At 62.4% G+C, this 20,784-nt stretch carries 15 protein-coding genes; 3 read left to right on the plus strand and 12 right to left on the minus strand.

Going from position 1 to position 20,784, the window contains the following annotated elements:
- The first annotated feature begins 10 nt into the window (after positions 1-10).
- Positions 11-457, plus strand: coding sequence for an excinuclease (locus HU736_RS15950; protein ID WP_103435703.1), 447 nt, complete (start codon positions 11-13; stop codon positions 455-457).
- A 10-nt stretch (positions 458-467) separates the two neighbouring features.
- Here the strand turns inward: HU736_RS15950 and HU736_RS15955 are convergent, their stop codons facing one another.
- Positions 468-1,355 (minus strand): LysR family transcriptional regulator, encoded by an 888-nt coding sequence (locus tag HU736_RS15955; protein ID WP_101315531.1) that lies wholly within the window; start codon positions 1,353-1,355, stop codon positions 468-470.
- Positions 1,356-1,493: 138 nt separating this feature from the next.
- Between HU736_RS15955 and HU736_RS15960 the strand changes: the two genes are divergently transcribed.
- Positions 1,494-2,717 (plus strand): MFS transporter, encoded by a 1,224-nt coding sequence (locus HU736_RS15960; protein WP_189691822.1) that lies wholly within the window; start codon positions 1,494-1,496, stop codon positions 2,715-2,717.
- Between the two features lie 37 nt (positions 2,718-2,754).
- On the opposite strand, the gene HU736_RS15965 is transcribed toward HU736_RS15960, so the two are convergent.
- The 11 genes from HU736_RS15965 to pilM form a co-directional block, all read right to left on the minus strand.
- Complete coding sequence (locus tag HU736_RS15965) at positions 2,755-3,102, minus strand: YgiW/YdeI family stress tolerance OB fold protein (protein WP_103435700.1); 348 nt, start codon at positions 3,100-3,102, stop codon at positions 2,755-2,757.
- Positions 3,103-3,304: 202 nt separating this feature from the next.
- Positions 3,305-4,369 (minus strand): uroporphyrinogen decarboxylase, encoded by a 1,065-nt coding sequence (gene hemE, locus HU736_RS15970; RefSeq protein ID WP_186701246.1) that lies wholly within the window; start codon positions 4,367-4,369, stop codon positions 3,305-3,307.
- Between the two features lie 154 nt (positions 4,370-4,523).
- Entirely contained in the window at positions 4,524-5,942 is a 1,419-nt protein-coding gene (locus HU736_RS15975) for an FAD-dependent oxidoreductase (RefSeq protein WP_101315523.1), read from the minus strand.
- A gap of 123 nt (positions 5,943-6,065) precedes the next feature.
- Entirely contained in the window at positions 6,066-10,511 is a 4,446-nt protein-coding gene (gltB, locus tag HU736_RS15980; RefSeq protein WP_101315521.1) for a glutamate synthase large subunit, read from the minus strand.
- Between the two features lie 374 nt (positions 10,512-10,885).
- Complete coding sequence (locus tag HU736_RS15985) at positions 10,886-12,493, minus strand: AAA family ATPase (RefSeq protein WP_186701247.1); 1,608 nt, start codon at positions 12,491-12,493, stop codon at positions 10,886-10,888.
- Between the two features lie 15 nt (positions 12,494-12,508).
- Complete coding sequence (gene aroB, locus HU736_RS15990; protein ID WP_186701248.1) at positions 12,509-13,606, minus strand: 3-dehydroquinate synthase; 1,098 nt, start codon at positions 13,604-13,606, stop codon at positions 12,509-12,511.
- A gap of 97 nt (positions 13,607-13,703) precedes the next feature.
- Positions 13,704-14,222 carry a shikimate kinase AroK gene (aroK, locus tag HU736_RS15995; protein WP_101315515.1) on the minus strand — a complete coding sequence of 173 codons (519 nt, stop codon included), beginning with the start codon at positions 14,220-14,222 and terminating at the stop codon, positions 13,704-13,706.
- A 4-nt stretch (positions 14,223-14,226) separates the two neighbouring features.
- Positions 14,227-15,498 carry a type IV pilus secretin PilQ gene (locus tag HU736_RS16000; protein WP_186701249.1) on the minus strand — a complete coding sequence of 424 codons (1,272 nt, stop codon included), beginning with the start codon at positions 15,496-15,498 and terminating at the stop codon, positions 14,227-14,229.
- Positions 15,419-16,429, minus strand: a complete 1,011-nt coding sequence (locus HU736_RS16005; RefSeq protein ID WP_186701250.1) for a pilus assembly protein PilP — start codon at positions 16,427-16,429, stop codon at positions 15,419-15,421. Before HU736_RS16005 ends, HU736_RS16000 begins: the two co-directional genes overlap by 80 nt.
- Positions 16,426-16,962, minus strand: a complete 537-nt coding sequence (locus HU736_RS16010) for a PilN domain-containing protein (protein WP_186701251.1) — start codon at positions 16,960-16,962, stop codon at positions 16,426-16,428. Before HU736_RS16010 ends, HU736_RS16005 begins: the two co-directional genes overlap by 4 nt.
- Entirely contained in the window at positions 16,962-17,858 is an 897-nt protein-coding gene (gene pilM, locus HU736_RS16015; protein ID WP_186701252.1) for a type IV pilus biogenesis protein PilM, read from the minus strand. The genes HU736_RS16010 and pilM overlap by 1 nt, the downstream gene beginning before the upstream one ends.
- Positions 17,859-18,018: 160 nt before the next feature.
- On the opposite strand from pilM, the gene HU736_RS16020 reads away from it, so the two are divergent.
- Positions 18,019-20,469, plus strand: a complete 2,451-nt coding sequence (locus tag HU736_RS16020; RefSeq protein ID WP_186701253.1) for a penicillin-binding protein 1A — start codon at positions 18,019-18,021, stop codon at positions 20,467-20,469.
- Positions 20,470-20,784 lie beyond the last annotated feature (315 nt).

Consider the following 20,784-nt stretch of genomic DNA (forward strand, 5'->3'; position numbering starts at 1 on the left):
GAACGATCCGATGCGCCTGAAGACCTGGACTGCCACCACCGCCCTGCTGCTCTGCGCCCTGCCCGGCATCAGCCAGGCACGCGATACCGCGCTGTACCTGCCCTTCGACAAAGTCGTCCAGCAAATGCTCGCCGAAAAGAAACTCGACGGTTCGGTGAAGTTCTACCTGGCCGGTGTACAGCCGCGCGGCAAGGTCAGCGTGATCCAGCCCGGCGCGGTCACCAACAAGAAGACCAACGCATTCAACAAGACCGACCAGGGTGCCTGTGAGTGGGCCTTGCAATCGGCCCTGCTGACCCTGCAGGACGCTGCGCGCCAGGCCAATGCCAACGCAGTGACCAACATCGCCAGCTACTACAAGAAGAACGAGCGCAAAGATGCCAGCACCTACGAGTGCCACGCCGGCGCCGTGATCGCAGGCGTCGCACTGAAAGGCGACCTGGCTCGCGTCGACTAAACCGCCGCCATCAGGCGTTGCCGATCAGCAGGTCGGCAAACGCCTTGGCCATCACCGAGCTGCCAGCCTGGCGCTGGACCAGCCACACGGCGGTATCCGCCCCTTCATCCAGCACCGTTCGATAGACCACGCCATCGATGCGCATGCGCTGGTATGAGGCTGGCAGCACCGAGACGCCGAGGCCTGCCGAAACCAGGCCGATAATCGTCATCGCCTCGCCCACCTCCTGGGCAAAATGCGGGCTGAAGCCTGCCTGGCGGGCCAGCGCCAGCAACTGTGCATGCAAACCACTGCCGTAACTGCGCGGGAAGAACACGAACGGTTCACGGGCCAGATCAGCCATGTGTAACCCTTGTTCACTGGCGGCAACCAATGGGTGCGAAGCATTCAGCACTGCCACCAGCGGCTCGCGGAACAGCTCGGTGACCTGCAGGCCGTCGGGCAATGGCATCGGCCGCATCAGGCCAACTTCAATCGATTCATCAAACACCGCCGCCGCAACATCACGGCTGCTCATCTCCTTCAAACTCAGGTGCACCGCCGGGTAGCGCTGACGGAACGCATGGATCGCCTTGGGGATCTTCGAGGTGAAGGGCGCTGACGAAGTGAAGCCGATCTTCATCTCGCCGAGTTCACCCAACTGCGCACGGCGGGCGACGTCGGCAGCTTTATCGACCTGTGCCAGCACCTGCCGCGCCTCCTCGAGGAACAAGCGCCCGGCCTCGCTCAGCTCGACCCGACGATTGGTGCGCTCGAACAAACGCGCGCCCAACTCATGCTCCAGCGCCTGAATCTGCTGGCTCAGCGGCGGCTGGGAGATGCCTAGCTGCTGTGCAGCCCGGCCGAAGTGCAGCTCCTCGGCCACGGCAATGAAGTAACGCAGATGACGCAATTCCATAGCTGCTCCAAACGAGTCGTTAAACCTCTTAAACAGGTCGAACAATATATTGGATCTAATCATTAGCCAGCTATATGATTTTTTCCAATTAGCAAATCAGCCAGCGCTTTTGAGGGAGCCGTCGTGAAAACTGCTGCAATGCCCCACGTGATCGAAGCCGCCCCGCTGCCGGATATCTGGATCGAAAAAGGCAGCCCGGCTTTCATGAAAACAGTGCTGGCGCTATTCAGCGGCGGCTTTGCCACCTTTGCCCTGCTCTACTGCGTACAGCCGATGATGCCGCTGCTGTCGCAGGAATTTGCCATCAACGCTGCGCAAAGCAGCCTGGTGCTGTCGGTAGCCACTGCCATGCTTGCCATCGGCCTGCTGATTACCGGGCCGATCTCTGACCGCATCGGCCGCAAGCCGGTGATGGTATTCGCCTTGGTCTGCGCCGCCCTGTCGACCCTGGCCAGCGCGGTGATGCCAAGTTGGGAGCTGGTGCTGGCGACCCGAGCGCTGGTCGGCCTGTCGCTGAGCGGGCTGGCGGCGGTGGCGATGACCTACCTGAGCGAAGAGATCCACCCACAGCACATTGGCCTGGCGATGGGCTTGTACATCGGCGGCAACGCGATTGGCGGCATGTGCGGGCGGCTGATCAGTGGCGTGCTGATCGACTTCGTCAGCTGGCACACAGCGATGCTGTGCATCGGCGGCCTGGCGCTGGTGGCAGCAGTGGTGTTCTGGAAGGTACTGCCCGAGTCGCGCAACTTCCGCCCGCAGACGCTGAACCCTCGCAGCCTGCTCAACGGCTTTGTCATGCACTTTCGCGACGCCGGCCTGCCCTGGCTGTTCCTCGAAGCATTTTTGCTGATGGGTGCATTCGTTACCCTGTTCAACTACATCGGCTACCGCTTGCTGGCCGAGCCCTATCACATGAACCAGGCACTGGTCGGGCTGCTGTCGATTGTCTACCTGTCGGGCATCTACAGCTCCGCCCAGGTCGGCGCCCTGGCCGACCGGCTGGGCCGGCGCAAGGTGTTCTGGGCAAGCATCGTGGTGATGGCCGGCGGCATGTTGATGACCCTGGCCAGCCCGCTGGCAATGATCATCGTCGGCATGCTGGTGTTCACCTTCGGCTTCTTCGGCGCGCACTCGGTGGCTAGCAGCTGGATCGGCCGCCGGGCCTTGAAAGCCAAGGGCCAGGCGTCCTCGCTGTATCTGTTCAGTTACTACGCAGGGTCGAGTGTGGCGGGTACCGCGGGCGGGGTGTTCTGGCACATGGCCGGTTGGAACGGCATCGGCCTGTTCATCGGCAGCCTGCTGGCAGTGGCCTTGCTGGTGGCGCTGCACCTGAGCCGGCTAGCACCAAAAACCGCGTGAAGCCAAAGGCCGCACGCGGTCGCTTTGAAAGCGTCGATCAGTTGATGATTTCGACCAGATCGACATCCACTTCACGGCTCATCAGGTTTTTTTCCACTTCACCGGTCAGCTTGACCTTGGTCTTGTCGTTGAAGCCTGCCGCCGGCATGTCTTCGTCGTCGATCTCGACCTTGATAGTGCCGGTGTTGTCCTTGAATTCGTACTTGTCGTCGTTATCCAGCTTCTTGGTGACGAAGCCTTGAAGCACTACGCGGGTATCGTCAGCAGCCTCATTGGCAGCAGTGACGGTAGTGACCGGCTGAGCACCAGGGCCGGTGTAGGTATTGGCCAGAGCGGCGGTGCTGAACAGTGGCGCGAGAATCAGAGCGAGGTAGCGGGCTTTCATGATGATCAAGTCCTGTACTGGTTGAGATGGGACCAGATTAACGACGATCGCTGAATTTAAACTTAACGCACAAAAAACCCGGCACATGGCCTAATGGTGTCCACTTAAGCTCTACATCGCCTGCATTGGGGCCGCTTTGCGGCCCAGGCATTCTTAAGTAAACAGCGTCAGGCACATGGCCGGGTTTTTATTCAGCGACTGATCACTGATGGTATTGCGCCGACAGCTCATGCACGGCGTTGATGAACGCACCCGCATGTTCCGGATCAACCTCAGGCGTGATGCCATGGCCAAGGTTGAATACATGGCCAGTACCCTTGCCGTAGCTGGCCAGGATGCGCCCGACTTCCTGACGAATCGCCGCAGGCTTGGCGTACAGCACGGTCGGGTCCATGTTGCCCTGCAACGCCACCTTGTCGCCAACCCGGCGGCGGGCATCGCTGATCTCGCAGGTCCAGTCCAGGCCCAACGCATCAGCGCCACACTCAGCAATGCTCTCCAGCCACATGCCACCATTCTTGGTAAACACAATGACCGGCACCTTGCGCCCATCATGCTCACGGATCAGCCCGCTGATGATCTTGCGCATGTAAGCCAGTGAGAACTCCTGATACGCCGCCGCCGACAGGTTGCCACCCCAGGTATCGAAGATCTGCACCGCCTGCGCACCAGCCTGGATCTGCCCGTTAAGGTAGCTGGTAACCGACTGAGCCAGCTTGTCCAACAGCAGGTGCATCGCCTGCGGATTGTCATAGAGCATGGCCTTGCTCTTGCGGAAGTCTTTCGACGAGCCACCTTCGACCATGTAGGTGGCCAACGTCCACGGGCTACCGGAGAAACCGATCAACGGCACGCGACCATTGAGCTCACGGCGAATGGTGTTGACCGCATCCATCACATAGCCAAGGTCCTTGTGCGGGTCCGGGATCGGCAGCGCCTCGATATCGGCCAGGGTGCTGACCACTTTCTTGAAACGCGGGCCTTCGCCGGTCTCGAAGTACAGGCCCTGACCCATGGCATCAGGGATGGTGAGGATGTCCGAGAACAGGATCGCCGCATCCAGAGGGTAGCGATCAAGCGGCTGCATGGTCACCTCGCAGGCGAACTGCGGGTTCTTGCACAGGCTCATGAAGTCGCCGGCCTGAGCACGGCTGGCGCGGTACTCCGGCAGGTAACGGCCGGCCTGGCGCATCATCCAGACGGGCGTGACGTCTACGGGTTGCTTGAGCAGTGCACGCAGGAAACGGTCGTTCTTCAGGGCAGTCATGTCGGCATCCGGAAAAAAAGTGCGGGCATTTTCTCAGACGCCAGCACAAAAGGCACGGCCAAGGCCATGCGTTTTGTCTATTGGGTGTCTTGGATCAAACGATTTTGTATACAAGATGGCGGGAATGGGGCTGCTTTGCAGCCCCGGCGATCAGTCAGACCTCGAGATAATCCAGAATCCCCTCAGCCGCAGTACGACCTTCAAAGATTGCCGTCACCACCAGATCCGAACCCCGCACCATATCCCCGCCAGCAAACACTTTCGGGTTGCTGGTCTGGTGCTTGAAGCGCGCCTGCTCCGGAGCAATCACCCGGCCCTGGCTGTCGGTCTGGATGTCGAACTGCTCGAACCACGGCGCTGGGCTTGGGCGGAAACCAAAGGCGATCACCACCGCATCTGCCGGCAGGATCTCTTCGGAACCCGGAATCGGCTCAGGGCTGCGGCGGCCACGGGCGTCTGGCTCGCCGAGACGGGTCTCGACCACCTTGACGCCTTCGACCTTGTCTTCACCGACAATCGCGATGGGCTGGCGGTTGTAGAGGAATTTCACGCCCTCTTCCTTGGCGTTCTTCACTTCTTTGCGCGAGCCCGGCATGTTCGCTTCGTCACGACGATAGGCGCAGCTGACCGACTTGGCGCCCTGGCGGATCGAAGTCCGGTTGCAGTCCATCGCGGTGTCACCACCGCCGAGCACTACGACCTTCTTGCCAGCCATGTCGACGAAGTCTTCCGGCGACTTTTCAAAGCCCAGGTTGCGGTTGACGTTGGCGATCAGGAAGTCCAGCGCATCGTGCACGCCTGGCAGGTCTTCACCCGGGAAGCCGCCCTTCATGTAGGTGTAGGTGCCCATGCCCATGAACACGGCATCGTACTCGGCCAGCAACTGCTCGAGGGTGATGTCCTTGCCCACTTCGGTGTTCAGGCGGAACTCGATACCCATGCCGGTGAAGACTTCGCGGCGATTGCTCAGCACGGTCTTTTCCAGCTTGAACTCAGGGATGCCGAAGGTCAGCAGACCGCCGATTTCCGGGTTGCGGTCGAACACTACCGGGGTTACCCCAGCGCGCACCAGCACGTCGGCGCAGCCTAGCCCAGCCGGGCCAGCACCAATGATGGCAACCCGCTTGCCGGTCGGTTTGACCTTGGACATGTCCGGGCGCCAGCCCATAGCGAAGGCGGTGTCGGTGATGTACTTCTCGACCGAGCCGATGGTCACTGCGCCAAAACCGTCGTTGAGGGTGCAGGCACCTTCACACAGACGATCCTGCGGGCAGACCCGGCCGCACACTTCCGGCAGGGTGTTGGTCTGGTGCGACAGCTCGGCGGCCGCGAGGATGTTGCCTTCGGATACCAGCTTCAACCAGTTGGGGATGAAGTTGTGTACCGGGCACTTCCACTCGCAATACGGGTTGCCGCAACCCAGGCAGCGGTGCGCCTGGTCGACAGACTGCTGCGGCTTGAACGGTTCGTAGATCTCGACGAACTCCTTCTTGCGCTGGCGCAGCAGTTTTTTCTTCGGGTCTTTGCGCCCAACTTCGATGAACTGGAAGTCGTTGTTCAGACGTTCAGCCATTTTCAATACCTCTTCACAGCAGCTGCGAGCTGTTAGCTGCACGCCGCAAGACAATCACATAAGCAGGGCAATGCCCCATGCTGCTTTTGGCCGCAGCTTGGGGCTTGCCACTTGCAGCTGCTTTTACTGCGGGTTGGCACGGGTGCTGGACAACAACTGCTTGAGCGTCGCAGCCTTTGGCTTGACCAGCCAGAAGCGGCGCACATAGTCGTCCAGGTTTTCCGAGAGCTCACGTCCCCACTCGCTGCCAGTCTCCTCGACGTACTCGGCAAGGACCCGCGCCAGATGGCTGCGGTAGGCTTCCATGGCTTCACCACTGATACGCTGGATTTCCACCAGTTCGTGGTTGAGCTTGTCGAAGAAACTGTTGTCCATGTCGAGCACGTAGGCGAAGCCGCCAGTCATGCCAGAGCCGAAGTTGTAACCGGTCTTGCCCAATACGCAGACAAAGCCGCCGGTCATGTATTCACAGCAGTGATCGCCGGTACCCTCGACCACCGCATGGGCGCCCGAGTTACGTACCGCGAAGCGCTCACCGGCAGTACCGGCAGCGAACAGCTTGCCGCCGGTGGCGCCATACAGGCAGGTGTTGCCGACGATAGCGCTTTCCTGGGTTTTGAACGGGCTGCCAGCAGGCGGCACGATGGTCACCTTGCCACCGGTCATGCCCTTGCCGACGTAGTCGTTGGCGTCGCCCTGCAGATGCAGGTTGAGGCCACCGGCGTTCCACACGCCAAAGCTCTGCCCGGCAGTGCCCTTGAAGCGGAAGGTGATCGGCTTGGCGGCCATGCCCTGGTTGCCGTACAGCTTGGCGATTTCACCAGAGATACGCGCACCAATCGAACGGTCGCAGTTGCAGATGTCGAGGTCGAACTCGCCACCGGCCTGATCGCGGATCGCTGGCAAGGCCATCTCGACCATCTTCTCGGCCAGCTCGCCCTTGTCGAACGGCGGGTTCTTGTCGACTTCGCAGAACTGCGGCTTGTCGGCCGGGATGTGCGAGCTACCCAGCAGCGGGCTGAGGTCCAGATACTGCTGACGCTCGGTGTCGCCCGGCAGCACTTCGAGCAGGTCGGTGCGACCGATCAGCTCGCCGAGGCTGCTAACGCCCAGTTTGGCCAACCACTCGCGGGTTTCTTCGGCAACGAAGGTGAAGAAGTTGATCACCATGTCGACGGTGCCGATGTAGTGGTCCTTGCGCAGCTTTTCGTTCTGCGTGGCTACACCGGTGGCGCAGTTGTTCAGGTGGCAGATACGCAGGTATTTGCAACCCAGAGCGATCATTGGCGCGGTACCGAAGCCAAAGCTTTCGGCGCCGAGAATGGCCGCCTTGATCACGTCGAGGCCTGTTTTCAGGCCGCCGTCGGTCTGCACCCGGACCTTGCCGCGCAGGTCATTGCCGCGCAGGGTCTGGTGGGTTTCCGCCAGGCCCAGTTCCCACGGTGCACCGGCGTACTTGATCGAGGTCAGCGGCGAAGCGCCGGTGCCGCCGTCGTAGCCAGAGATGGTGATCAAGTCGGCATAGGCCTTGGCCACGCCGGCCGCGATGGTACCGACACCGGCTTCTGCCACCAGCTTGACCGAAACCAGCGCTTGCGGATTGACCTGCTTGAGGTCATAGATCAGCTGCGCGAGGTCTTCGATCGAGTAAATGTCATGGTGCGGCGGTGGCGAGATCAGGGTTACGCCAGGCACTGCATAGCGCAGCTTGGCGATCAGGCCGTTGACCTTGCCCCCAGGCAGCTGGCCGCCCTCGCCCGGTTTGGCGCCCTGAGCGACCTTGATCTGCAGCACTTCGGCATTGACCAGGTATTCCGGGGTGACGCCAAAGCGGCCGGTGGCCACCTGTTTGATTTTCGAGCTCTTGATCGTGCCGTAACGGGCCGGGTCTTCGCCGCCCTCACCGGAGTTGGAGCGCGCGCCCAGGCGGTTCATCGCCTCGGCCAGTGCTTCATGTGCCTCGGGCGACAGCGCGCCGAGCGAGATGCCGGCCGAGTCGAAGCGCTTGAGGATGGCCTCCAGCGGCTCAACCTGGTCGATCGCCAGCGGCTGCTCGGCAACCTTGACCTTGAGCAGGTCACGGATCATCGACACCGGACGCTTGTCGACCAGCGCGGTGTATTCCTTGAACTTGGCGTAGTCGCCCTGCTGCACGGCTGCCTGCAGGGTGTTGACCACATCCGGGTTGTAGGCGTGGTATTCGCCACCGTGGACGAACTTGAGCAGGCCACCTTGCTGGATCGGCTTGCGCGCGCTCCAGGCTTCGGCGGCGAGCAGCTTCTGATCGCCTTCAAGGTCGACAAAGCGCGCACCCTTGATGCGGCTCGGTACGCCCTTGAAGCTCAGGCCGACCACTTCGTCGGACAGGCCGATGGCCTCGAACAACTGCGCACCGCGGTACGAAGTGATGGTCGAGATGCCCATCTTCGACAGGATCTTCAGCAGGCCTTTGGAGATGCCTTTGCGGTAGTACTTGAACACTTCATCCAGATCGCCCAGCACTTCACCGGTGCGGATCAGGTCGGCCAGCACTTCGTAGGCCAGGTACGGGTACACCGCCGAGGCGCCGAAGCCGAGCAGCACAGCGAAGTGGTGCGGGTCACGCGCGGTTGCGGTTTCGACCAGGATGTTGCTGTCGCAACGCAGGCCCTGCTCGGTCAGGCGGTGGTGCACCGCGCCAACTGCCAGCGAGGCATGCACCGGCAGCTTGCCCGGGGCGATGAAACGGTCGCTCAGCACCAGCTGGGTCTTGCCGCTGCGCACCGCTTCTTCAGCCTGATCGGCGATGTTGCGGATGGCCGCTTCCAGGCCGAGGCTTTCTTCGTAGTTGAGGTCGATCAGCTGCCGCTCGAAACCTTCGCGCTCGAGGTTCATCAACGAACGCCACTTGGCCGGGGAGATCACTGGCGAGCTGAGGATCACGCGCGAGGCGTGCTCAGGCGATTCCTGGAAGATGTTGCGCTCGGCGCCGAGGCAGATTTCCAGCGACATCACGATCGCTTCGCGCAGCGGGTCGATCGGCGGGTTGGTCACCTGAGCGAACTGCTGGCGGAAGAAGTCGTACGGCGAACGCACGCGCTGCGACAGCACGGCCATCGGCGTGTCATCGCCCATCGAGCCGACCGCTTCCTGGCCCTGTTCGCCGAGCGGACGCAGCACCTGGTCACGCTCTTCGAAGGTGACCTGGAACATCTTCATGAACTGCTTGAGCTGGTCAGCGTCGTAACTGGCCGCGCCCTGATCGTCGCTCAGGGTGGCCTGGATGCGCGTGGCATGCTGGCGCAACCAGCGCTTGTACGGATGGCGCGACTTGAGGCGGTTGTCGATGGCGTCGGTATCAAGGATCTGCCCGGTCTCGGTGTCCACGGCAAAGATCTGCCCAGGGCCCACGCGGCCTTTGGCAACCACGTCTTCCGGCTGGTAGCCCCATACGCCGATTTCCGAGGCGATGGTGATGTAGCCGTTGCGGGTGGTGACCCAACGCGCCGGGCGCAGGCCGTTGCGGTCGAGCAGGCAAACCGCATGGCGACCTTCGGTCATGACGATACCGGCCGGGCCGTCCCACGGCTCCATGTGCATGGAGTTGTATTCGTAGAAGGCGCGCAGGTCGGCGTCCATGGTCTCGACGTTCTGCCAGGCTGGCGGTACCAGCATGCGCACGCCGCGGAACAGGTCGATGCCGCCGGTAACCATCAGCTCCAGCATGTTGTCCATGCTCGATGAGTCGGAGCCGACCCTGTTGACCAGTGGGCCGAGCTCTTCGAGGTCGGGGATCAGGTCGTTGGCGAACTTGGTGCGCCGGGCCATGGCCCAGTTGCGGTTGCCGGTGATGGTGTTGATCTCGCCGTTGTGGGCGAGGAAGCGGAACGGCTGCGCCAACGGCCATTTCGGCAAGGTGTTGGTCGAGAAGCGCTGGTGGAACACGCAGATCGCGGTCTGCAGGCGCTCGTCACCCAGGTCCGGGAAGAATGCGGCGAGGTCCGCCGGCATCATCAGGCCTTTGTAGATGATGGTCTTGTGCGAGAAGCTGCAGATGTAGTGATCGCTGTCGTGGGCATTGGCCACGGACGAACGGCGACGGGCACTGAACAGCTTGATCGCGATGTCCTGATCGCTCAGGCCTTCACCACCGATGAACACCTGTTCGATCTGCGGCAGGCGCTCGAGGGCCAGACGACCCAGCACGCTGGTATCGATTGGCACCTTGCGCCAGCCGATCAGCTGCAGGCCGGCCGCGATGATTTCGCGGTCCATGTTGGCCCGCGCGGCTTCGGCTTTGATCGGGTCCTGGTTGAAGAACACCATGCCGACGGCGTACTGCTTGGGCAGTTCCGCAGCAAAGTGCTCTTTGGCCATGGCACGCAGGAACTGATCGGGCTTTTGCATGAGCAAGCCACAACCGTCACCGGTCTTGCCGTCAGCGTTGATGCCGCCGCGGTGGGTCATGCAGGTCAGCGCTTGCATGGCCGTTTGCAGGAGGTGGTGACTTGGCTCGCCCGTCATATGGGCGATCAGGCCAAAGCCACAGTTGTCCTTGAATTCTTCGGGATGGTACAGACCTGTTTTCATAGACACATTCTCACCAGGTTCGCCCCTCGACGGAGGCAAATCTCTTTTTAGTACAACCACTTACCATCCACACCGGTCGAATGCCAGCTTTTTTGCGGGGGGCAACGTGAAACCATTGTTGCACAGCGACAGGGAAGCCCACAAATTCAAACGACGAATCGTTGTAAATTTATGTCGCATTTTTGAATGTTTTTGAACGTTTGCCGTGGTAAGGCATGGTTCGGAGTCTGAAGCGTTTCAGCCTGAACTGCAACTAGAGGCTTGTGGCCGGCAGTCTGGGACAGAAAAGCCTGCCGCGATCACACGCAGCAGGCTAGACGAAAGTCAGGAGTCGCTCAGCAACTGGGCGGCGGGGTGGTGCCGCCCGGAAGGTATCAGCGGGTCGTGGTCAGCTCTTGTTGGACGCTGCCGACGGTACGTGGCCAAGGTTTACCAGCCTGGACCTTCGCTGGCAAGTTCTTGATTGCAGCAACTGCAGCATCACGGTTGGCAAAGTTGCCGTAAGTGACGACGTAAAGCGGTTTGCCCTGCAGGGTTTTCTTGAAGTAGCGATAGTCACCACCCTGCGCCTTGACGAACGACTGGGCCGACGCCTCGGAGCTGGTGCCGAGAATCTGTACTACATAGTTGCCGGCTTTCTGGCTGCCGTACCAGGCGCTGTTGCCGCTGCCGCCAGCGGCAGTCGACGCAGGCTTGGCGCTGGCAACCTGGGTTGGCGCCGGGGCCGGCTTGGCCGCTGCAACAGGCTTGGCTGGCTGGGTCGCCGGCTGAGCCGGAGCAGGCTTGGGCGCAGGTGCAACCGGTTGCGCTGGCGCGCTGGCGATTGGCTGCGCAGGAGCCGCGGCGGGGCCTGCCGGCACGCCTTCAGGCGGGGCAATGGTGGTCACGGTTGGTGGATTGGCAGGCTGCAATGCGGTGCTGCCGGCTGGGCTGGCTTCTTCACCGTCGCCCATGCCTGCAGCCTGGGCCAGCGGCTCGCGCATGACTGGTTGCGACTGCCCATTGAGCGGCAGTGGTGTTGGCTGCGAGCCGGAGAACTCGATAGCCGGGTTGCTGCTGTTGGCCTGGCCTTCGCCCAGCGGCAGTTGAGCCTGCGCTGCGGGTGCGTCGGTAGCAGGCTTGTCAGCGCCTTTCTTCGGCATCAGGACCGCCGCCGCTACGGCGACCACGACAACTGCAGACAGCGCGAGTACGTGTTTCTTAGGCATCTTGAACCCCATGGATGGTCGCTTCGCCGTGCTGCGCGTGGCGATCATGGCTTCGATCAAAGTGTCGCGGGCAACCTGGTTGATGTTGCCAGGCCAGCCATCCGCATGTTCGTGGATATCGGCGATCTGCTCGGCCGTGAATACCTCGATACCGCGGCCAGCGCCTTCCAGGCGTTGTTCAAGGTATTCGCGGGTTTCCTCCTCGCTGTAGGGTTCAAGCTCGATGATGTGGAAACGATCTCCCTCACCATTGAGCTGATCCAACCCAGCAATCAGCGAAGGCTCGCCAAACAGGAATACGTGCGGGCGCCCTTCGGCAACGCCTGCCGCCAATTCCAGCAACGCTTGGAGTGCCGACTCGTCGAGTTGTTCCGCATCGTCCACCAACAGATAGACTTCCTGGCCGGTCAGGGCCAGTTGCACCACCTGCGACAGGATCGCCTGCACTTCCGGCTGCGCCACGCCAAGCGCCTGAGCCACCTGGCCGAGCACGCTGGCCGCGTCGCTGGCACCGCGGGCCGAGACCACCACGCTCTGCACCGACTGCTTGTTGGTGCTGGCGACCAGCGCCTGACGCAGCAGGGTCTTGCCGCTGCCCACCGGACCTGTGACCACCAGCATCAGGTGACTGTAACGCGCCAGGTGATGCAGTTGGCCAAGCACTGGCTTGCGCTGGGCGGGGAAGAACTTGAAACCGGGCACACGGGGCGCGAACGGATCGTGGCTCAGCTGGTAATGGTCGAGAAACGCCTCATCGGCATGCAAACTGGTCATTGCGCTGTCACAACCTCAAAGCTGGGCCACAATGGCGCGGTAATCCGCTGCCAGCGTGGCCTGAAGGATCTCTTGCGGATAGTCGTCGGTAATCACGGCTTCGCCGAGCTGGCGCAACAGCACCAGCCGCATGCGCCCGTCGAGGACCTTTTTGTCGACCGCCATATGCTCCATGAAATGCGCCGGGGTCATTTCCTGTGGTGGCGCCACCGGCAATCCTGCGTCCTGCAGCAGGCGAATCGAGCGATCACGTTCGGCCTGATCAATCCAGCCCAGACGCATGGACATTTCCAGCGCCATCACGGTACCTGCAGACACCGCCTCGCCATGCAGCCAGACGCCATAGCCCATGTGGGTTTCGATGGCATGGCCAAAGGTATGGCCGAGGTTCAGCGTGGCGCGCAGGCCGGTTTCGCGCTCGTCGGCGCCCACAACCGCGGCCTTGGCCGCGCAAGAGCGACGAATCGCTTCGGTCAGTGCCGTGTTGTCGAGACTGCGCAGGGCGGTCATATTCTCTTCGAGCCAGGCGAGGAATGGCTTGTCGCAGATCAGGCCGTACTTGATCACTTCGGCCAGGCCTGCCGACAGCTCGCGCGCCGGCAGCGTCTTCAGGCTGGTGGTGTCGATCAGCACCGCATTGGGCTGATAGAACGCGCCGACCATGTTCTTGCCCAGCGGATGGTTGATGCCGGTCTTGCCGCCCACCGACGAATCGACCTGGGACAACAGTGTGGTCGGCACCTGAATGAAGTCGACACCACGCTGGTAGCAGGCTGCGGCGAAACCGGCCATGTCACCGATGACCCCGCCGCCCAGTGCGATCACGGTGGTGCGGCGGTCGTGGCGAGCCGTCAGCAGGCCATCGAAAATCAGTTGCAGGGTTTGCCAGTTCTTGTGTGCTTCACCGTCCGGCAATATCACCGGCAACACCGAATAGGCACCCAGGGTCTGGCTCAGGCGCTGCAGATACAGGGGCGCGACAGTTTCGTTGGAGACAATGGCGACCTGCCGGCCGGCAATGTGCGGGGCCAGCAGTTCAGGCTGGTCCAGCAGGCCTTCGCCAATGTAGATCGGGTAGCTGCGTTCGCCCAGATCGACCTTAAGTGTCTGCATGTATCCCCACAATGTCTGGAGCGCGGCGTCGCCTGGACGACACACGCGGTAAGGTTGAACCCCTGCCTCGGCGTTGGTGGCCGAGAATAGTCCCGGCTTAGCGGGGCGGCAACTGCTCGAGGCGCTCGAGAATATCCTGGACCACCATGCGCGGCGGCCGTTCGTCGGTTTCCACGATCACGTCGGCGATCTCGCGATACAGCGGATCTCGCGACTCGAGCAAAGCACGCAGGGTCGCTTCCGGATTGGCGGTGCGCAACAGCGGCCGATTGCGATCACGTGCCGTGCGGCCGACCTGCTGCTCAACCGAGGCGTGCAGATAAATCACCCGGCCACCGGCATGCAGAGCACGCCGATTGGCATCACGCATGACTGCACCGCCGCCGGTAGCCACGACTACGCCGTCCAGCTCACAGAGCTCGGCAATCATCGCTTCTTCACGATCGCGAAAGCCCGGCTCGCCTTCCTTGTCGAAGATCCACGGGATATTGGCGCCCGTCCGCAGTTCGATTTCCTTGTCGGAATCCTTGAACAGCAGGCGCAGCTCTTTGGCCAACAGGCGTCCGATGGTGCTTTTGCCAGCGCCCATGGGCCCTACAAGTATCAAATTTCGCACAGAATCAACGACTCACAGCAATCGCCTGGTCACTCATGATACGCGGAGTCAGGAAGACCAGCAGCTCGGATTTTTTCTCTTGTAATGCATCGCGTCGAAACAGCCGCCCAACATACGGCAGATCACCGAAAAATGGCACCTTGTCGACCACATTGTTTTGCGTAGTCGAGTAGACGCCACCGATGACGATGGTCTGGCCGTCGACCACGCGCACCTTGGCGTTGACCTCGTTCTTGCGAATCGGTGGAACATCGTTGAGTGCATTGACGTAATCCGGCTCGTCCTTGGTCACGCGCACGGTCATGATTACCTGACCATCGGCGGTGATCTGCGGGGTAACTTCGAGCGATAGCGAGGCTTCGCGAAACGACACCGAGGTCGCGCCGCTCTTGCTGGTTTCCTGATAGGGCACTTCGGTGCCTTTGAGGATGCGCGCGGTCTCCTTGTCGGCGGTCACCACCTTGGGCTGCGAGATGATTTCGCCATTGCCGCTCTTTTCCATCGCGCTGAGCTCCAGATCCAGCAAGGCGTCGCCGCGCAGCAACCCCAGGCCCACCGCTGAAGTCGGCCGATCCACGCCGAGATCGACGAACAGCCCTTTGCCGCTGCGGCCTTCGGCGCTGCTGAACGGCTTGCCCCAGCGCACCCCGAGGCTTTTTTCATAGTCGACGTTGGCTTCGACGATGCGTGCTTCGATCAGCACCTGCCGCACCGGCACATCCAGCTCGGTGACCAGTCGGCGTAGCTCGGCAAGTCGCTCTGCCGGTTGATGTGCCACCAGCGTGTTGGTCCGCGCATCGACACCCAGGCTGCCGCGCCCGGTCAGGATGCCGTCGTCGGCCAAGGTCGCCAGCAGCAACTCGGCCAGCTCCGCTGCCTTGGCGTGATGCACTGGCAACAACGCGCGTTCGAGCGGCTGCAACTGGGCGTCCAGTTCCCGACCCAGCCGTTCTTCGCGGGATTGCCCGGCCAGCTCGGTCGCCGGCGCTACCAGCAGCACATTGCCTTCCTGCCGGCTCGCCAGCCCTTTGCTGCGCAGGACCAGATCCAGCGCCTGATCCCAGGGCACCTGTATCAACCTAAGAGTAACGTTGCCGGTTGCCGTATCACTAACCACCAGGTTGATCCCGGCATAGTCGGCCAGCACCTGCAGCACTGCGCGAACTTCAACATCCTGAAAATTCAGCGACAGCGGTTCACCCTGATAGGTCTTCGCTTGCGCCCCGTGCATCGCCAGAACCGTCGCCAGCAGCATTGCCAGTTGTCCGAGCTTCATCCATGCCTCCTTGCGTCACATGCTTTCGCAACCCAACCAGGGTTGATCGCTCCTGCCAGGCTCCACCAAGCAAGACCTGCTCGCGCACCTCCAGCTGCCGTTCGTCGACCCGCACAACCACACCCTGGTCGCGACCCAATGGGTCACCCACGCGCACGCGATACAAACGCCCGGACCACCACACCAGAGCCTGATACTGGCCATCGCGGGCGAGGCTGCCGACCATCTGCAACTGAGCCAGCGGCACCCAGGCCAGACCATCAGCTGCGCTGCGTGCAGACCAGGCCTGGAATGGATCGACCTGCGCTGGCGGTGCCCGCTGCCTGGCGGCTTCATGCGCTAGCGAGGTCGGCGCCGGTAACTGCTGGCCCGCGTCAAAGGCCTGCACGTGCAAGCGCAGCCGCAGCATCCCGGGCTGGCCTGCTGCTGCAAGCTGCAGGGTCGAGACGTGCAGCAGGCGGATCTGACCCAGCCAGTCATCCAGCCATGCCCGCAGCGCCGGGTAATTGCCGATCACCTGCAACTGCAGCGGCGCGACCAGGTAGCCGGCTGCCTGGCTCGGCTCGCCGACATCCACCTGCTCGATCAGCAGCCCATGGGCATGACCGAACCGCGCCAACTGATCGAGCAGGTCGCTCATTTCCTGCCCAGCCGCCAAGCGCCAGCGGGCGTCCTGCAACTGCACCTTACTGTCAGCGAGTGCCTCCTGCGCGGCGGGCAAGTCCTGCACACCTAGCGCCTTGGCCGCGAAGGTCTGCTCCAGTGCCTGCAGTGTTGCCGCCTGCATCCGGTAGGTGCGCTGCACACCCTCAAAGCGCATCAGCCAGGCCACACTGGCCACAACCAGCAGCGGTACGAGCAGCATCGCCAGCCTGGCCACCGGCGAGCTGCCCACCACCTGCTGCCAGTCGGGAGGCCATGGCCCGCTCACAGCTCAAGCGCCGACAGCCGTGCCAGCAACAGGAACTCATCGCCGTCGGCAACTGCACGGATATGCTTCAGTTCAAGCGCGTCGAATCGCCTTGATTGCTGCAGATCGCGGATGAACTGCGCCACTACCGCAGGCGACGCCGCCAACCCGAGCAGTTGCAACTGCCCCTCCTGGATGGACATCTCGGTCAGCTGCAAACTGGCACCGAGTGCCTGCTCCAGCTCAGCGAACATCCTCGGTAGCAGGTCTTGGCCATTGCGCAGCGCTTGCAGCGCTGCTGACTGCGCCATTACATCAGCGTGGTTGTCCTGCACCGCCTTCAACTGCTGCAGTTGGATATCGAGTCGGGCGACGTCAGCCTGGCGTTCGGCAATCGCCGCCAGTTGCTGCTGACCACGCTGGCGCGCCAGCTGGTCAAGCATGATCACGCCGGCGAGCGCCAGCAACAGGCTCCCAATCAGCGCCAATTGAAACCGTCGCAGCGCCGCCAGCCGCTGCCGTTCGCGCCAGGGCAGCAGGTTCAGACGCAACATCAGCAGACACCGCCGAGTGCCAGAGCGCAGGCCAGCGCCATGTGCGGCGCCACCCGCGCCAGCTCGGCACGATTGCTTAGGCCAGCCGTGCCCAGACCGTGCAGCGGCGACAGCGCATCGCAGGACAATTGAGCAGCAAGAGCGGCTAGCCAGCGTGATGCCTGTTCGCTGGCCGCAACCACCTGCACACTGTGCTCGCCTAGCAGCGCCGCTGCGCACAACTCAAGCATGCGCTGCAAGCGCGCATCGTCTGGCTCATGGGCGCCGAAAGTCAGCTCCTGACGCTGCGGCAGGCCACTTGCCGACCAGCTATGTAACGCTGCCCCGCCCTGCTCGATACGCAGCAACGCCTGGCCGTCGGGCACCAGCCGGCGCAGGGCGATGCTGTCGACTTCAACTGCCACCGCGCACAGACCTGCGGCCTCCAGCAGCTGCTCGAGCTGATCCAGTGAGCGCTGGCGGCAAGCGGCAACCAGCACATTGACATGCCCCACCGGCTCGACCGCCGGGCCGAGCACCTGAAAGTCCAACGCCAGGTCTTCCAGGGCAAACGGGAACATCTGCTCGGCATCGACCAGCAGGCGCTGCTCGAGTTGAGCCGCCGACAAGCCTGCTGGCAGGCAACAAAGCTTGCACAACGGCGCCCCGCCCGGCAGCGCAACTGCAACCTGCGCACGCCGACTGCCGCAGCGCTCAAAGGCGCAGCGCAGCGCGTCTATCAGAGCATCTGGGGCTTGCGCCCAGTCATTGCCAACTGCCCCCGGCAGCGGCTGATACGCCCAGGCCCTGACGTGCTCAATCCCCTGGCGCCCCTGCAGTTGAAGCATGCGCACCGAGTCGGCGGCTATTTCCACACCCAACAATGAACCGGCATCCTTGCCCAAGCGTCCAAGCATCGCTGTCTCCCTGCTCCATGATTGTCAGCCCGCGTCATTGGCCCGACCGGTAGCCCCGGCGGTCGCCCGATGGGGCGAAAACTGCTTATAATGCCCAGCGTTTTTGCCTGTCTGCCGGACCTGTGCGCACTCCATTTCTCAACCTGGACACCCAAAAGCCTTGATACGCCTGCTGAAGTTCTTCTGGTGGTCTTTCGTCGCAGTCATCTGTGCCCTCGTACTCGGTCTGAGCGGGGCGTTTCTGTATCTTAGTCCCAGCCTGCCCTCGGTCGACTCGCTCAGAAGCATCCAGTTGCAGATCCCCCTGAGGGTCTACAGCAGCGATGGCAAGCTGATTGCCGAGTTTGGCGAAATGCGCCGCTCGCCGATTCGCTTCGCGGAAATTCCCCCACAATTCATTCAGGCGCTTCTGTCAGCCGAAGACGATAATTTCCTCAACCATTACGGGGTCGACCCGAGCAGCCTGATGCGTGCCGCGACCCAACTGGTCAAGTCTGGTCATATCCAGACCGGCGGCAGCACAATCACCATGCAGGTGGCGAAGAACTTCTTCCTTACCAGCGAGCGCAGCTTCTCGCGCAAGACCAACGAAATCCTGCTGGCCCTGCAAATCGAACGCGAACTGACCAAGGACGAGATCCTTGAGCTGTACGTCAACAAGATCTACCTGGGTAACCGCGCCTACGGCATCGACGCCGCAGCGCAGGTCTACTACGGCAAGTCGATCCGCGACGTCAGCCTGGCGCAGATGGCCATGATCGCCGGTCTGCCGAAGGCCCCTTCGCGGTTCAACCCGCTGGCCAACCCAACCCGGGCCAAAGAGCGCCGCGACTGGATCCTCGGGCGCATGTACAAACTCGGCAAGATCGACCAAACCAGCTACGAGACCGCCCTGGCCGAGCCGCTGAACGCCAGTTACCACGTGCCGACGCCTGAAGTGAACGCGCCGTACATTGCCGAAATGGCCCGTGCTGAAATGGTCGGCCGCTATGGCAGTGAGGCCTACACCGAAGGCTTCCGGGTGACCACCACGGTGCCTAGCGATATGCAGAACATGGCCAACAGCGCCGTGCTCAATGGCTTGTCCGATTACGATGAACGCCATGGCTACCGCGGCCCTGAGTCACGCTTCCCGGGCAAGACCCACGCCGCCTGGCTGCAGGAGCTGGGCAAGCAGCGCACCCTTGGCGGGCTGGAGCCAGCTATCGTTACACAGGTCGACAAAACCGGCCTGAAAGTGCTCACCCGCAATGGCGAAGAGCAGGACGTGGCCTGGGACACCATGAAATGGGCGCGGCCGTATCTGAATACCAACGCTCAAGGCCGGGCGCCACAATCGCCTGCCGATGTCGCCCAGATCGGTGACCTGATCCGCGTGCAGCGCCTGGATGAAGGCAAGCTCAAGTTCAGCCAGGTGCCGGGCGCGCAGAGTGCGTTGGTCACCCTCGACCCGTACAACGGCGCGATCCGCGCGCTAGTCGGCGGCTTCTCGTTCGAGCAGAGCAACTACAACCGGGCCATGCAGGCCAAGCGTCAGCCGGGCTCGAGCTTCAAGCCGTTCGTCTACAGCGCGGCCCTGGACAGCGGCTACACCGCCGCGAGCCTGGTCAACGACGCGCCGATCGTGTTTGTCGATGAGTACCTGGACAAGGTCTGGCGGCCGAAAAACGACACCAACACCTTCCTTGGCCCGATCCGCATGCGCGAAGCGCTGTACAAGTCGCGCAACCTGGTCTCGATCCGCCTGCTGCAGGCGATGGGCGTCGACCGCACCATCGACTACATCGCCAAGTTCGGCTTCAACAAGCAGGACCTGCCGCGCAACCTGTCGCTGGCGCTCGGCACCGCAACCCTGACCCCGATGGAAATTGCCACCGGCTGGAGCACCTTCGCCAACGGCGGCTACAAGATCAGCCCGTACCTGATCGAACGCATCGAGAGCCGCAACGGCGAAACCCTGTTTACTGCCAACCCTGCGCATGTGCCGCAGGGCGGCGGCAGCGACGAGGCCGGCATCGCCGCGCCAGAGCAGCCGATCAGCAGCAGCGGCCTGCCGGGCGAAGCGCCGACCACCAACGCCCAGTTCAGTGCGCAGACACCAGTGCTCGCTGAACAGATCATCGACCCGCGCACCAGCTACATCCTCACCAGCATGCTGCAGGACGTGATCAAGCGCGGCACTGGCCGCCGGGCGATGGCTCTGGGCCGAACCGATCTGGCTGGCAAGACCGGTACCACCAACGAATCGAAGGACGCCTGGTTCTCCGGCTACAACGCCGACTACGTGACCACTGTCTGGGTTGGCTTCGACCAGCCAGAAACCCTCGGCCGCCGCGAATATGGCGGCACTGCGGCTCTGCCGATCTGGATGAGCTTCATGGGCGCCGCCTTGAAAGACAAACCCAACCACGCTCCAGCCGAACCTGAAGGCATCCTCAGCCTGCGGGTCGATCCGGTCAGCGGCCGCGCAGCGACCCCAAGCACGCCGAACGCCTACTTCGAACTGTTCAAGGCCGAAGACTCGCCGCCGTCGGTGGATGAACTGGGCAACGGCGCAGCGCCTGGCAGCCCGCTGCCAGCGGACGAAGCAGCGCCGATGGACCTGTTCTAAGTCCAAAAGCCGGGGGCGCTGAGCGCCCCCAGCTCTTGATCTACGCCAGCGCAGCGATGCGTGCCCTTGATCTTGATCTGCTTTTGATCTTGATCCACCGGCGACTCAGGAGGCCGAGCGCAGGTCTTGCGCAGGGAGGTGACGGCCATGGATGGCCGGCAAGTGCTGCGGGCCAGGATGGCCCGTACAGCGCGGTCCTCCCGGGAGCAAGACCGGAGCGAGGGAACCCCGCAGCGCAGCGGAGGGGCCGGATGTGGAGCCAAGCCCTTTTTTGGTTACGTTTTTGGGGCGTTTGCCAAAAAAGTAACTCGCCGT

This window comes from Pseudomonas shirazensis (assembly GCF_014268785.2).
GTDB classification, from domain to species: domain Bacteria; phylum Pseudomonadota; class Gammaproteobacteria; order Pseudomonadales; family Pseudomonadaceae; genus Aquipseudomonas; species Aquipseudomonas shirazensis.